Raw genomic sequence first — 12,750 nt, 5'->3', positions numbered from 1 at the left:
GCGCGCACGATGGCCGACAGCCGCACCGCATCGAAGTCCAAGCCCCAGCGCCGCACCGGCGTGCGCGAGGCCGCGGCGCAGGCCACGCGCGACAGCATCCTGAAGTCGGCGACCAAGGTGTTCGCCAGATACGGCTACGACGGCGGCAGCGTGGAGAAGATCTCCAAGGCCGCCAAGTCGTACGACCGGATGATCTACTACTACTTCGGCAGCAAGGAAGGCCTCTTCATTGCGGTGCTCGAAGGCATCTACCAGCGCATGGACGATGCCGAGGCCGCCATTGCGCTCGATGCCAGCCGCCCCGTGGAAGCGCTCACCGAAGTCATCCGCTTCGTGCTCGGCTACTACCGCAAGAACCCCGAGTTCGTGACGCTGCTGAACACCGAGAACCTGCACAAGGGCCGGCACATCTCCAAGTCGCTGCGGGCACGCGAGTACTCGTCGCGGGCGGTGGCGATCATTGCGGAGATCCTGGCCAGCGGTTCTGCGCAGGGCCTGTTCCGCAAGGACCTCGTGGCGCGCGACATCTACTTGCTGATCGCGTCCACCGGCTATTTCTATACCTCCAACCGGCACACGCTCACCGCCTTCCTCGGCGAGCCGCTGGAGTCGCCCGAGGCGGTCACGCACTGGGAAGACTTCGTGATCGAGACCGTGCTGCGCACCGTGCGCGCGGACGACCTGCAAGACAACACCCCACCCCACGACGAGGACACCACGAAATGGCAGAAATCGCAGCCGGCGCAAAGTCGGGCAAGGTCGTCATAAAGAACATCGGGCTTCTGCTCTCGGGCGACATCGACAAGCCCATCCTGGACGCCGACACCATCGTGGTGAACGACGGCCTGATCGTCGCGGTCGGCAAGGAAAAGGACTGCGACCTCGAAGGCGCGAAGACCGTCATCGACGCGAAGAAAACCTGCGTCGCGCCCGGCCTCATCGACAGCCACGTGCACCCGGTGTTCGGCGACTGGACGCCGCGCCAGGGCCAGATCGGCTGGATCGATTCGACGATGCACGGCGGCGTGACCACCATGATCTCGGCGGGCGAAGTGCACCTGCCGGGGCGCCCCAAGGACATCGTCGGCCTGAAGGCATTGGCCATCACCGCGCAGCGGGCCTTCGACAACTTTCGTCCCGGTGGCGTGAAGGTGCTGGCGGGCGCACCGGTCATCGAGAAGGGCATGGTCGAGAGCGACTTCAAGGAGCTCGCCGAGGCCGGCGTGGGACTCCTGGGCGAAGTGGGCCTGGGCTCGGTGAAGGCCGGCTACGAGGCCAAGGAAATGGTGGCGTGGGCACGCAAGTACGGCATCCAGAGCACGATCCACACGGGCGGCCCGTCGATCCCCGGCTCGGGCCTGATCGACAAGGACGTGGTGCTCGAGGCCGACGCCGACATCATCGGCCACATCAACGGCGGCCACACCTCGCTGCCCGAGGCGCATGTGTGCGAGCTGTGCGAGAAGAGCACGCGCGCCATCGAGATCGTGCACAACGGCAACGAGAAGGTCGCCATCGCCGCGGCCAAGGCGGCGCTGGAACTCAAGTGCCCGCACCGCGTGATCCTGGGCACCGACGGGCCCGCGGGCTCGGGCGTGCAGCCGCTGGGCATCCTTCGCATGGTGGCGATGCTGTCGTCCATCGCGAACATCCCGGCCGAGCTGGTGTTCTGCTTCGCGACGGGCAACACGGCAAAGATCCGCAAACTCAACTGCGGGCTGATCGAGGTGGGCCGCGATGCCGACTTCGTCTTCATGGACCGCGCGCAGCATTCGCCCGCACCGGGCCTGCTCGAGAGCGTGCAGTTGGGCGACATCCCGGGCGTGGGCATGGTGATGATCGACGGCATCGTGCGCTGCGGCCGCAGCCGCAATACGCCGCCTGCGACGGAGATTCCAGTGGTGGAGTCGGGCGCGCACTGAGCGCCAGCGCCTCTTTTTCTCCTTCCCCTTCTGGGGGAAGGTCGGGATGGGGGCGGGCAGAGTGCCCGATGGATGCGCCGCATGCCCCCACCCCAGCCCTCCCCCGGAAGGGGAGGGAGCAAGACAGCTACTTCGCGCGAAACACCAGGTAGCGCGCCGACAGGAAGTTCACGACCAGCCCCGCGCAGCTTCCCAGCGCCACGCCCGCAGCCGGCGCCCAGGCACCCGTGACCCAATGCAGCACCAGCACATAGGCACCGTAGTTGACGACGGCGCCGCCCAGCATCGTCACGAGATAGCCGAGGTATTCGCGCAGCACGGAGTCGTTGGCGCTTCGCGCGCTGAATGTGTAGCGCCGGTTCAGCGCCCAGGTGGCCGTGGCAGCCGCGAGAAAAGACAGCGCCCGCGCGCCATACCAGCCCAACACTGGTGCCAGCAGGTACAGCACCGCCACATCGACCACGAAGCCCGCCGCGCCGACCACGGCGAACGACAGGAACTCCCGCCCGAGCTTCATTTCGAGGTGCAGTTGCGCACGCCCGGAATCGCCAGGTAGCGCAGCCGCTTGGCCTCCCTGCGTCCAAGTGTCACGGCGTGCATCACCACGCCGCACACCATCGACAGCATCGCGCCCAGCATCGCGCCGGTGGCCAGCACGGCCGTGGGGAGCCGCGGCACCAGGCCGGTGTGCATGTAGGTGACAACGAGCGGAACGACCAGCGCGATCGCGCCCGCCGCGAGCAGCGCCGCGATGATTGAGAAGAACTGCAGCGGCCGCTCGCTCACGAAGAGCTTGCAGATGGTCTTGAGGATGCGCCAGCCGTCGCGGTAGGTCGACAGCTTGCTGTGCGAGCCTTCGGGGCGCGTGCTGTAGGCGGTGCTTTCCTCGGCCCAGGGCATGCGCAGCTCCAGCGCGTGCACGGTGAGCTCGGTCTCGATCTCGAAGCCGCGCGACAGCGCCGGGAACGACTTCGCATAGCGCCGCGAGAACACGCGGTAGCCCGAGAGCATGTCGGTCAGGCCGCCGCCGAACAGCTGCACCACGGCGCCCGTGAGCATGCGGTTGCCCAGGCGATGGCCGGCACGGTAGGTGAGCGCGTTCTGCCCGTCATCGATGCGGTTGCCCACCACCATGTCGAGGTTGCCGTCGATCAGCCGCTGGATCAGGCGGGGCGCCGCGGCGGTTTCGTAGGTGGCGTCTCCATCGACCATCACGTAGATGTCGGCCTCCACGTCGGCGAACATGCGCCGCACCACATTGCCCTTGCCGGGCGCCGCCACGTGCGTGACGATGGCGCCGGCCGCGCGCGCGACGGCGGCCGTGTCGTCGGTCGAGTTGTTGTCGAACACGTGGATCTCCGCGCCGGCAGGCAGGGAGGCGCGGAATCCCTCGACCACCTGGCGAACGGCCAGCGCTTCGTTGAAGCACGGAATGACCGCGGCAATGCGCGGTGCGGCGCTTCTTCGTCGGCTCACGGTGTCATCGTCGGCGTCGGTCATGGTGCGGTGGGAAGGATGCGGTAGGCCCGGCTGCCATCTTGCGCGAACAGCGGGGCGAAGTGGGTGTCGAAGCCGGGGCGGGTCGCAAGCGTCGGCGCCAGGTGGTCCGGCATCACGATGGCGGTGAAGCCCAGCTTGCCGAGCTTGCGCGCCATGTCGCCGGGCGGCAGCAACAAGAAGTCGACATAGCGCCACGGGCCGAGCGTGTCGCCCCAGATCGGATTCGGGCCGTAGTAGATCGCCTCGTTCAGCGCGATCTGGTAGACGCGGCCTGTGGGATGCTGGCGCAGGTAGTCCATCACGGCGTAGCCCGGCACGTGCTTGCGCAGGAACGCTTCGCGGGTCTCGGGCGTGGGCGAGATCATCGCGACCTTGCCCGCGGTCTGACGAACGGACACCGCCGCCAGCACCGCCAGCAGCAGCACCACGACCCAGTCGCCGATTCGGGCCGCGCTGCGCCGGTTGGTAAGCTCGGGCACGCCTTCTGCGGTGGCCGCCTTCATGCCGAACAGCCGGCGCACGCCCGCCGCGATCCAGCCGAACAGTACCTGCCAGCCGATGGCCGCGGTCATCGCGAGCAGTGGGAACGAGGCCGTCAAATACCGCGGGTAGCGCGAAGTCACGACCCACACGGCCAGTGAATAGAAGCAGAACCAGCCGGCAGCGCGCACTGCGGCCGAGCGCTTCCACAAGGCGCCGAAGGGCGCGAGGAACACGGACCAGATCAGCGCGTTCGGCATCTCCGCATGGTCGCGCACGTCGGCCAGCTGCTGCACGTAGTCGGCCGGAATCCATTCGCTGAAGCCGAACACCCGCGCACCAATGGGGTTGAACGGGTCGCCCGTCATGACGGCGTTGCGCGCATACCAGTAGATGCACGGAATCAGGAAGCACAGCAGCGCCAGCGCCCAGGCCTTGGGCCGGCGCTCGTGCCACATGACGAAGAGCGCCACCAGCGGCATGAAGACCAGCGCCTGGTACTTGGAGCCCGCGGCCACGCCGAGGCAGAAGGCGGCAAGCCCCAGCCATCGCATGCCGCTGTGCACCGGCTGCGACTCGCGCCACCACCACAGCGACACGCAGGCCGTGAGCACAAACAGCGCCACGCCCATGTCGATCAGCGCATTCGAATAGTCGCCGAGCCCCAGCCAGATCGCCGCGCCGATGCAGGCGATCAGCCGGTTGGCGTGGAGCATGCCGAGGCGGTAGATCATCACCACCGAGAGACCGCCCGCCAGCGCGTTCAGGAAGTGCGGCAGCACGTCGTCGCCCACCTGCAGGGCGGCGGCGTAGAGCAGGTTGTAGTTGTACGGAAACCAGGGGTAGCGCAGCCACTCGTGGATGCCCAGCGAGCCCTGCTGCGCGACTTCGCGCGCATAGGGCAGGTGGTACATCAGCTCGTCGAAGGCGGCCGGCGGCGCGAGCGGCGCGACCAGTGCAGGCAGTGCGACCAGCACCAGCGCGACCATGGCGATCCGCTCGAAGTAGGTCCACGGCGTGGCGAGGGTGCTCGCACGCAGGGCACGCCGCTCACGCAGCCACGAGGGCAACTGCAGCGCAGCGACCACGACGCCTGCAGCAATCACCGCCAGCGTGGCGCCGGGCTTGAACACGCCGAAGATCGCCAGCGCCTGGAACGCGCAGATGAAGAGGCCCACGCCAAGCGCGACGGCGACCGCCGCTTCGAGCCATGCATCGCGGCGCGGCGGCGGCGCCAGGCGCGCCAGCAACCCGCGCCCCCACCCCCAGCAACCGACGACGAAGACCACGAATGCCGCATAGTGCGCGGCTGCAAACATCAGCTTCTGAATAACAACTCCCGGGGCCGGTCGGCCACGCCGGCCGGCAGGTTCAAAGGTTGGGCGCGAGGAGCCGCTCCAGATCGGACTCGCTCTCCTTGCGCCGCGCGGCCTGGTCCTGCAACTGGTCGTGCCCGATCTTGCCGACGTTGAAGTACGTCGCATCGGGGTGGCTCAGGTAGAAACCACTGACGCTGGCGGCGGGCATCATAGCGAGGCTTTCCGTCAGGGTCATGCCAATGTCCGCGCAGTTCAGAAGGTCGAACATCGGGCCCTTCACGCTGTGGTCCGGGCAGGCCGGGTAGCCCGGCGCGGGACGGATGCCGCGGTATTTCTCCGCGATCATGTCTTCGTTGCTCAGGCCTTCGTCGGGCGCGTAGCCCCAGAGGTCGGTGCGCGCGCGGTGGTGCAGCGATTCGGCAAAGGCCTCGGCCAGCCGGTCGGCCAGAGCCTTGAGCATGATGGCCGAGTAGTCGTCCAGATCGTCGATGAAGTACTTCTCTTTTTTCTCGACACCCAGGCCCGCGGTGACCGCGAACACGCCCACGTAGTCCTTCAGGCCGCTGTCCTTCGGCGCGACGAAGTCGGCCAGGCACCGGCTGGGGCGCATCACGCCGTCGATCGCCTGCTTCTCGGTCTGCTGGCGCATGCCGTACCAGGTGAGCGCGACTTCGCTGCGCGTCTCGTCGGTGTAGAGCTCGATGTCGTCGTCGTTCACCGTGTTGGCGGGCCAGAAGCCGACGATGCCGGCCGCGCTGAGCCAGCGGCCCTCGATCAGGCGCTTGAGCATGCGCTGGCCGTCGGCGTACACGCGCACGGCCTCGGTGCCGACGACTTCGTCCTTCAGGATCGCGGGAAACGGGCCGGCCAGGTCCCAGGTCTGGAAGAACGGGCCCCAGTCGATGTACTTGGCGAGCTCGGTGAGGTCGTAGTTCTTGAACACGCGGCGGCCGATGAACTTGGGCACCGGCGGTGTGTAGTTCGACCAGTCGATCGGCGTCTTGTTGGCGCGCGCCTTGGCGAGCGGCCACATCGGCACCTGCTTCTTGTTGGCGTGCTGAGTGCGCACCTTCTCGTAGTCGGCGTTGATCTCGTCGATGTACGCGGTGGCCTGGTCGGAGAGCAGCGACTGTGCCACGCTCACGCTGCGCGACGCGTCGGGCACGTAGACCACGGGGCCTTCGTAGTGCGGCGCGATCTTCACGGCCGTGTGCACGCGGCTGGTGGTGGCGCCGCCGATCATGAGCGGGATCTTCTTGATGCGGAAATGGTCGTCGCGCTGCATCTCGCCGGCCACGTACTGCATCTCTTCGAGGCTTGGCGTGATGAGGCCCGAGAGGCCCACGATGTCCGCGCCCTCGACCTTGGCACGCGCCAGAATTTCGTGGCACGGGACCATCACGCCCATGTTCACCACTTCGAAGTTGTTGCACTGGAGCACGACGGTGACGATGTTCTTGCCGATGTCGTGCACGTCGCCCTTGACGGTGGCGATGATGATCTTGCCCTTGGTGCGGACGTCGCGGCCGGCGGCCTCGTCGCGCAGCTTTTCTTCCTCGATGTAGGGCAGGAGGTGCGCCACGGCGGACTTCATGACGCGCGCCGACTTCACCACCTGCGGCAGGAACATCTTGCCGGCGCCGAACAGGTCGCCCACGATGTTCATGCCGTCCATGAGCGGGCCTTCGATCACATGCAGCGGACGGCCGCCCTTGGCCAGGATCTGCTGGTAGGCCTCTTCGGTGTCTTCCACGATGAAGTCGGTGATGCCATGCACCATCGCGTGCGAGAGGCGCTGGTTGACATGCACCGGCTGCTCGGGCGTGCCGCGCCATTCGAGGCGCCTGCTCTCGTCCTTGGCACCGCTCTTGGCGGTCTCGGCCACTTCGACCAGGCGCTCGCCGGCGTCCGGACGGCGATTGAGCACCACGTCTTCGACGCGCTCGCGCAATTCGGGTTCGAGGTCGTCGTACACGCCCACCATGCCGGCGTTGACGATGCCCATGTCCATGCCCGCCTTGATCGCGTGGTACAGGAACACGGTGTGGATGGCTTCGCGCATCGGGTCGTTGCCGCGGAAGCTGAAGCTCACATTGCTCACGCCGCCCGACACCTTGGCGCCCGGCAGGTTCTCCTTGATCCAGCGCACGGCGTTGATGAAGTCGACCGCGTAGTTGTCGTGCTCCTCGATGCCGGTGGCGATGGCGAAGATGTTCGGGTCGAAGATGATGTCCTCGGGCGGAAAGCCCACCTCGTCCACCAGGATGCGGTAGGCGCGCTCGCAGATCTCGACCTTGCGCTCGTAGGTGTCGGCCTGGCCCTTTTCGTCGAAGGCCATGACCACGGCGGCGGCGCCATAACGCTTGACCAGCTTGGCCTCGTGCTTGAACTTGTCCACGCCCTCCTTCATGGAGATGGAGTTGACGATGCCCTTCCCCTGGATGCAGCGCAGGCCCGCCTCGATCACCTCCCACTTGGAGCTGTCGACCATCACCGGCACGCGCGCGATGTCGGGCTCGCTGGCAATGAGGTTCAGGAAGCGGACCATCGCGACCTTGCTGTCGAGCATGGCCTCGTCCATGTTGATGTCGATCACCTGGGCGCCGTTCTCGACCTGCTGGCGCGCAACGGCCAGGGCCTCTTCGAACTGGCCGTTCAGGATCATCCGCGCGAAGGCCTTGGAACCGGTGACGTTGGTGCGTTCGCCGATGTTGACGAACAGCGTCCCCGCGCCGATGGCGACCGGCTCGAGGCCGGACAGCTTCATGGGGGGAACGGCAATCTGTGGGGTCTGGGCCATGGGCTCACCTGCGAAAGGAACAAACAGGCGAGCGTCGTTTTGGAATCCCAAGCCTGACAGCCCGCCTGGCGAACTGCTGCAACGCTCCTTGGGAGGGGATGGATTTTAAGGTCCTTCGCAACGGTCCGCGGGAAAGCCCTAGTTTGGCCGCACGGACACCCTCACAGAATGCGGGCGCGCCATCCATAAAAAAGCGAACGTTCGTGTTTTTTTCTGAAAACAAAGGAATGACAAAGATGCTGAGACAAAGGAATTCGAGGCTGTTGCGCCTCACCGCCCGCCCGGTCTGCGCCGCACTGCTTTTCGGCCTGGTGGGGATCACGACCCTGAGCCAAGCGGCCATCACCGACACCCCCACGCAGGTCCAGGCCCGGGTGACATCCAGCGAAGCGAAGACCAAGAACCCGATCGTGCTCGTGCACGGCCTCTTCGGCTTCGACAACGTGCTGGGCGTCGACTACTTCTATCGCATCCCCGAGAGCCTGGCCGGCGCGGGCGCGAAGGTGTACGTGGCCCAGGTCTCGGGCGCCAACAGCTCCGAGATCCGCGGCGAGCAGCTGATCCAGGAGCTGAAGAACCTGCGGGCGCTCTCGGGCAATCCATCGCTCAAGTTCAACCTCGTCGGCCATTCGCAGGGCGCGCCCACCGCGCGCTATGTGGCGGCGGTGGAGCCCGGGCTGGTCGCCTCGGTCACCTCCGTGGGCGGGGCCAACGGCGGCTCGAAGGTGGCGGACCTGTTGCGCAAGATTCCCGAGGGCAGCGCCGCCGAAGCGCTGGCTGCGAAGGCGCTGAAGCTGGTCACGCTGCTCATCGGCGCGCTGTCGGGCAAGGACCCGAGCCAACTGCCCGAGGTGCCACTGAACGCGCTCAACTCGCTGACCACGGCCGGCGGCGCGGCCTTCGATGCCAAGTTTCCTCAGGGCCGCCCTGCCCCGGGCTCCTCGTGCGACGTGAAGAGCGGCCCGGCCGAAGCGAACGGCGTGCGTTACTACTCGTGGTCCGGCGTGCAGCCGCTCACCAACGCATTGGACGCGAGCGACGTGGCCTTGGGCGGGCTGAGCCTGGTCGCCTTCGGAAGCGAGACCAACGACGGCCTGCTGGCCGTGTGCACCACCCGCCTGGGCACGCACCTGGGCGACTACCGCCAGAACCATCTGGACGAGGTCAACCAGCTCTTCGGCCTGACCTACGCGGGCCTCTGGACGCTGTTCGAGAAGAAGCCGGTGCAGCTCTACCAGGAGCAGGCCGCGCGATTGAAGAACGCAGGCCTCTGACGATGATGCGGCGCGTTTCACTGTGAGACCGCTGCAGCTCGGCGCGATGGCGTGCGCTGCGGCGCTCGCAATCCTTGCCGGATGGTGGCTGGTGGACGGGCAGACGCCGGCAGACGCCCCGGCCGCGGTGGTGGCGACATCCGCCGCCACCGGCCCGGGCGCCGTAGGGCCGGCAGCGCAGCCGACCGGCGACGTCCGCCCCGCCCCAGATGCCATGCTGAACCCGTCGCTGATCCTCATCTTCGAGAGCGCACTCGCCGAGGCGCAGGCCACCGGCAAGGCTGCCTTCATGGCGATGGCGCCCGGCCTGCTCGCCAAGCGCCTGCCGGCCGAGTTGATCGCCCGCGCGATGGGATTGCTGGAGCGCTACATCGACATGCAGGAATCCATGCAGGCCCTGCCGCCGCCCGATGCCGGCGACCCCGCGTCCTTGCGCAAGACCATCGAGGCGCGCGCCGAGGTGCGGCGCAGGTATTTCGCGCCCGAGGAAATCGAAGGCCTCTTCGGCGACGAGATCCGCCAGGACACCCTCATGGCCGACAAGATGGCGCTCGCCCGCGACGCCAACCTTACGCCTGAGGAACGCGAGGCCGCGGCCAAGCGCAGTGAGGAAGCCTTGCTCACGCCGGAGCAGCGCGAGCAGCGCCGCGCCTTCACCGCGCAGGTCGACGTGCAGCGCCAGACCGACGCCATGAACGCGCGCGGCACCAGCGCCCAGGAACGCTTTGCCGAACGCAGCGCCGCCTACGGCTACGAGGCAGCCCGCCAGCTGGCTGCGCTCGACCAGGAAAACCAGGACTGGAACAACCGCCTGGACCAGTACGCCAACGCGCCCCCGGAACAGCAGGATCAGCTGCGCGAGTCGCTGTTCAACGAGCGCGAGCGCCTGCGCCTGGCCGGCGCACTGGCGCTGCGGGGGTCGCGGGCTACGCCGTCTGGGCAGATCCCATCGCCGAGCGCGGCAGGCCAAACACCCGGTCGAAGCCCCAGTTAAAGACGAAGGTGTAGACCAGGAAGAACAGCACCAGGCCCAGGTCCATCACCAGCGCCTGCCAGAGCGTCACGCCCAGGCCCCAGGCGAACAGGGGCACCAGGAATGCGATCAGCCCGCCCTCGAAGCCGATGGCGTGGGCGATGCGGCGGCGAACGCTGCGTCCGCGCACGGCCTGGCGCGATTCCCAGCGCTCGAAGAGCGCGTTGAAAACCAGGTTCCAGATCACCGCGACGACCGAGGCCGCCACCGCCAGCACGCCGGAATGGCCGAGCCCCGCGTCCGTCATCAGGGCCAGGCCGGCGCTGGCGCACACGATGGCGATCCCTTCGTACAGGGAGATGTAGACGACACGACGCTGGAGCCCTTGCATGACTTTTCCTCTGAGAACTTGAATGCGATGGCTGAACTTTATTTGCCATTTACTGATATAAAAAGTCATCTTGTTTCAATTAAATTGATAGATCGGACGCCATGGCCTTTTCCAGCGACAACGTCGAGGTGTTCCTGGCTGTGATCGACCACGGCTCCTTTTCGGCTGCCGCGCGGGCGCTTCATAAGGTGCCGTCGGCCGTCAGCATGGCCATCGCGAGCCTGGAGGCCGAGCTCGACCTGCCCCTGTTCGACCGCAAGGGCCGCGAACCGCAGCCCACCGCCGCCGCCCGCTCGCTGGAGCCGCAGGCGCGGATGCTCGCGGCACAACTCAAGCAACTGCAGGTGCAGGCGCTCGCGCTCACCCAAGGGCTGGAAAACCGCCTGACGCTCGCCATCGCGCCCGAACTCCTGGCCGCCCCCTGGAGCGGGCCGCTGGCTGAACTGGCGCAGGAATACCCGCTGCTGCAGGTCGAGGTGCTGGCCGCGCCGCAAGCCGACGCGCTGGCACTGCTGCACAGCGGCCGCGCGCAACTGGCGCTGGTGTTCGAACGCCCGAGCCTCGACGGCCGCGAAGGTTTTCAGGAAGTGGGCAGCGACACCATGGTGGCCGTGATGGCCCCCGACCACCCGGCGCTCGTCGCGGCGGCCGGCGAGCGGCTGCGGGAAGAGCACCTCACGAACACCCGGCAGATCGTCGTCGCCGGGCGCGATCTGGCCACCAGCGATCCGCGTTTCGTGTTCGCGCGCCACGTCTGGCGCACCGACAACGCGCTGGCCGCGCTGAGCCTGATCACCGCAGGCCTCGGCTGGGGCTGGCTGCCGCGCAATTTCGCGCGGCCGCATGTGGCGGCGGGTGCGCTGGTCGAAATCCCGTTCGAGAACCTCGGCAACGGGCTGGACCTCTGGGTCGATGTGGTGTGGTCAAGGGAGCGCCCGCTGGGGCTGGGCGCGCAGCGCTTCGTGGCGCTGATCGCGCGGGATCGGCAGGCGGCCGCGCACGCAGCGGCCGCGACCTAGGCGGTCTCGGTTTCGCGGTAGAAGCCGGCGCTGTTGCTGCCGAGCGCGCGTCCCGCAACCGGCGCCACGGCCTTGCCGATGGCCGCGATGTGGTCCGGCGTGGTGCCGCAGCAGCCGCCCACGATGTTCACCAGCCCCGCGGCCGCGAACTCGTGCAGCAGGCGCGAGGTCACGTCAGGCGTCTCGTCGAAGCCGGTGTCGCTCATCGGGTTGGGCAGGCCCGCGTTCGGGTAGCAGCTGATGAAGGTGTCACCCGCCACGCGCGCCAGTTCCTGGATATAGGGGCGCATCAGCGCCGCGCCCAGCGCGCAATTGAGGCCGATGGCCAGCGGGCGCGCATGCCGCACGCTGTGCCAGAACGCGGTGACGGTCTGGCCGCTCAGGATGCGGCCCGAGGCGTCGGTCACGGTGCCGCTGATGATCAGTGGCAGGCGCTCGCCGCTGTTGTCGAAGTACTCGTCCACCGCGAACAGCGCCGCCTTGGCATTGAGCGTGTCGAAGATGGTCTCGACCAGGATCACGTCGGCACCGCCCTCGACCAGCGCTTCGGTCTGCTCGTAGTAGGCCGCGCGCAGCGATTCGAAATCGACGTTGCGTGCACCCGGGTCGTTCACGTCGGGGCTGATGCTCGCGGTCTTGGGCGTCGGGCCGAGGGCGCCGGCCACGAAGCGGGGCTTGTCGGGCGTGCTGAACTTGTCGCAGGCCGCGCGCGCGAGCTTGGCGGATTCGAGGTTCATCTCGCGCGCCAGGTGCGCCATCTTGTAGTCCTCCTGCGCGATGGTGGTCGCGCCGAAGGTGTTGGTCTCGATGAGGTCGGCGCCCGCTGCGAGGTAGCCCTCGTGGATGTCGGAGATCACGTCGGGCCGGGTGAGCGAGAGCAGCTCGTTGTTGCCCTTCACGTCGCGCTCGAAGTCCTTGAAGCGCTCGCCGCGGTACTGCGCCTCGGTGAGCTTGAAGCGCTGGATCATCGTGCCCATGGCGCCATCGAGGATGGCGATGCGCTTTTCGAGGATGCCGGCCAATGCCTGGCCGCGGGTATAGATGACGGGCTTCATAACCTGCGATTGTAGAA

11 protein-coding genes and 1 riboswitch are annotated in these 12,750 nt (G+C 67.4%); of the genes, 5 read left to right on the top strand and 6 right to left on the bottom strand.

What is annotated here, in order from left to right; genetic code table 11:
- Positions 1–9: 9 nt before the first annotated feature.
- On the top strand, positions 10–768 hold the full coding sequence (locus tag M2282_RS19075) for a TetR family transcriptional regulator (protein ID WP_280810347.1): 759 nt from the start codon (positions 10–12) through the stop codon (positions 766–768).
- The gene (locus M2282_RS19070; protein ID WP_280810346.1) at positions 723–1,922 is read left to right on the top strand and encodes an amidohydrolase family protein; all 1,200 of its coding nucleotides are present in this window, start codon (positions 723–725) and stop codon (positions 1,920–1,922) included. Before M2282_RS19075 ends, M2282_RS19070 begins: the two co-directional genes overlap by 46 nt.
- 127 nt (positions 1,923–2,049) lie before the next feature.
- On the opposite strand, the gene M2282_RS19065 is transcribed toward M2282_RS19070, so the two are convergent.
- From M2282_RS19065 to metH, 4 genes are read right to left on the bottom strand one after another with little or no spacing between them, the layout of a single operon-like run.
- Positions 2,050–2,439: a GtrA family protein gene (locus tag M2282_RS19065; RefSeq protein ID WP_280810345.1), complete on the bottom strand. Its 390-nt coding sequence runs from the start codon at positions 2,437–2,439 to the stop codon at positions 2,050–2,052.
- Complete coding sequence (locus M2282_RS19060; protein ID WP_280810344.1) at positions 2,436–3,422, bottom strand: glycosyltransferase; 987 nt, start codon at positions 3,420–3,422, stop codon at positions 2,436–2,438. Before M2282_RS19060 ends, M2282_RS19065 begins: the two co-directional genes overlap by 4 nt.
- Positions 3,419–5,221 carry an ArnT family glycosyltransferase gene (locus tag M2282_RS19055; RefSeq protein WP_280810343.1) on the bottom strand — a complete coding sequence of 601 codons (1,803 nt, stop codon included), beginning with the start codon at positions 5,219–5,221 and terminating at the stop codon, positions 3,419–3,421. The genes M2282_RS19060 and M2282_RS19055 overlap by 4 nt, the downstream gene beginning before the upstream one ends.
- 52 nt (positions 5,222–5,273) lie before the next feature.
- The gene (gene metH, locus M2282_RS19050; protein WP_280810342.1) at positions 5,274–8,021 is read right to left on the bottom strand and encodes a methionine synthase; all 2,748 of its coding nucleotides are present in this window, start codon (positions 8,019–8,021) and stop codon (positions 5,274–5,276) included.
- A gap of 22 nt (positions 8,022–8,043) precedes the next feature.
- Positions 8,044–8,117: riboswitch (S-adenosyl-L-homocysteine riboswitch) on the bottom strand.
- A 167-nt stretch (positions 8,118–8,284) separates the two neighbouring features.
- Between metH and M2282_RS19045 the strand changes: the two genes are divergently transcribed.
- The gene (locus M2282_RS19045; RefSeq protein WP_348541741.1) at positions 8,285–9,295 is read left to right on the top strand and encodes a lipase family alpha/beta hydrolase; all 1,011 of its coding nucleotides are present in this window, start codon (positions 8,285–8,287) and stop codon (positions 9,293–9,295) included.
- Positions 9,296–9,317: 22 nt separating this feature from the next.
- Positions 9,318–10,289, top strand: a complete 972-nt coding sequence (locus tag M2282_RS19040) for a lipase secretion chaperone (protein WP_280810340.1) — start codon at positions 9,318–9,320, stop codon at positions 10,287–10,289.
- Here the strand turns inward: M2282_RS19040 and M2282_RS19035 are convergent.
- Positions 10,222–10,659 carry a PACE efflux transporter gene (locus tag M2282_RS19035; protein ID WP_280810339.1) on the bottom strand — a complete coding sequence of 146 codons (438 nt, stop codon included), beginning with the start codon at positions 10,657–10,659 and terminating at the stop codon, positions 10,222–10,224. The two genes, M2282_RS19040 and M2282_RS19035, sit on opposite strands and share 68 nt — an antisense overlap.
- A 101-nt stretch (positions 10,660–10,760) precedes the next feature.
- On the opposite strand from M2282_RS19035, the gene M2282_RS19030 reads away from it, so the two are divergent.
- Positions 10,761–11,678 (top strand): LysR family transcriptional regulator, encoded by a 918-nt coding sequence (locus M2282_RS19030; RefSeq protein WP_280810338.1) that lies wholly within the window; start codon positions 10,761–10,763, stop codon positions 11,676–11,678.
- Here the strand turns inward: M2282_RS19030 and M2282_RS19025 are convergent.
- Positions 11,675–12,733 (bottom strand): homocysteine S-methyltransferase family protein, encoded by a 1,059-nt coding sequence (locus M2282_RS19025; protein WP_280810337.1) that lies wholly within the window; start codon positions 12,731–12,733, stop codon positions 11,675–11,677. The two genes, M2282_RS19030 and M2282_RS19025, sit on opposite strands and share 4 nt — an antisense overlap.
- Positions 12,734–12,750: the final 17 nt, after the last annotated feature.

Source organism: Variovorax boronicumulans (genome assembly GCF_029892485.1).
In the GTDB taxonomy this organism is placed as follows: domain Bacteria; phylum Pseudomonadota; class Gammaproteobacteria; order Burkholderiales; family Burkholderiaceae_C; genus Variovorax; species Variovorax boronicumulans_B.
The sequence above is the reverse complement of the archived record's forward strand: the minus strand, read 5'-3'. Positions and strand labels throughout refer to the sequence as shown.

Excerpts from the sequence above, each read along its gene's own strand:
- M2282_RS19030 (WP_280810338.1), top strand. The coding sequence starts at position 10,761 with ATGGCCTTTTCCAGCGACAACGTCGAGGTGTTCCTGGCTGTGATCGAC.
- M2282_RS19060 (WP_280810344.1), bottom strand. The coding sequence starts at position 3,422 with ATGACCGACGCCGACGATGACACCGTGAGCCGACGAAGAAGCGCCGCA.
- M2282_RS19025 (WP_280810337.1), bottom strand. The coding sequence starts at position 12,733 with ATGAAGCCCGTCATCTATACCCGCGGCCAGGCATTGGCCGGCATCCTC.
- M2282_RS19065 (WP_280810345.1), bottom strand. The coding sequence starts at position 2,439 with ATGAAGCTCGGGCGGGAGTTCCTGTCGTTCGCCGTGGTCGGCGCGGCG.
- metH (WP_280810342.1), bottom strand. The coding sequence starts at position 8,021 with ATGGCCCAGACCCCACAGATTGCCGTTCCCCCCATGAAGCTGTCCGGC.
- M2282_RS19070 (WP_280810346.1), top strand. The coding sequence starts at position 723 with ATGGCAGAAATCGCAGCCGGCGCAAAGTCGGGCAAGGTCGTCATAAAG.
- M2282_RS19055 (WP_280810343.1), bottom strand. The coding sequence starts at position 5,221 with ATGTTTGCAGCCGCGCACTATGCGGCATTCGTGGTCTTCGTCGTCGGT.
- M2282_RS19035 (WP_280810339.1), bottom strand. The coding sequence starts at position 10,659 with ATGCAAGGGCTCCAGCGTCGTGTCGTCTACATCTCCCTGTACGAAGGG.
- M2282_RS19075 (WP_280810347.1), top strand. The coding sequence starts at position 10 with ATGGCCGACAGCCGCACCGCATCGAAGTCCAAGCCCCAGCGCCGCACC.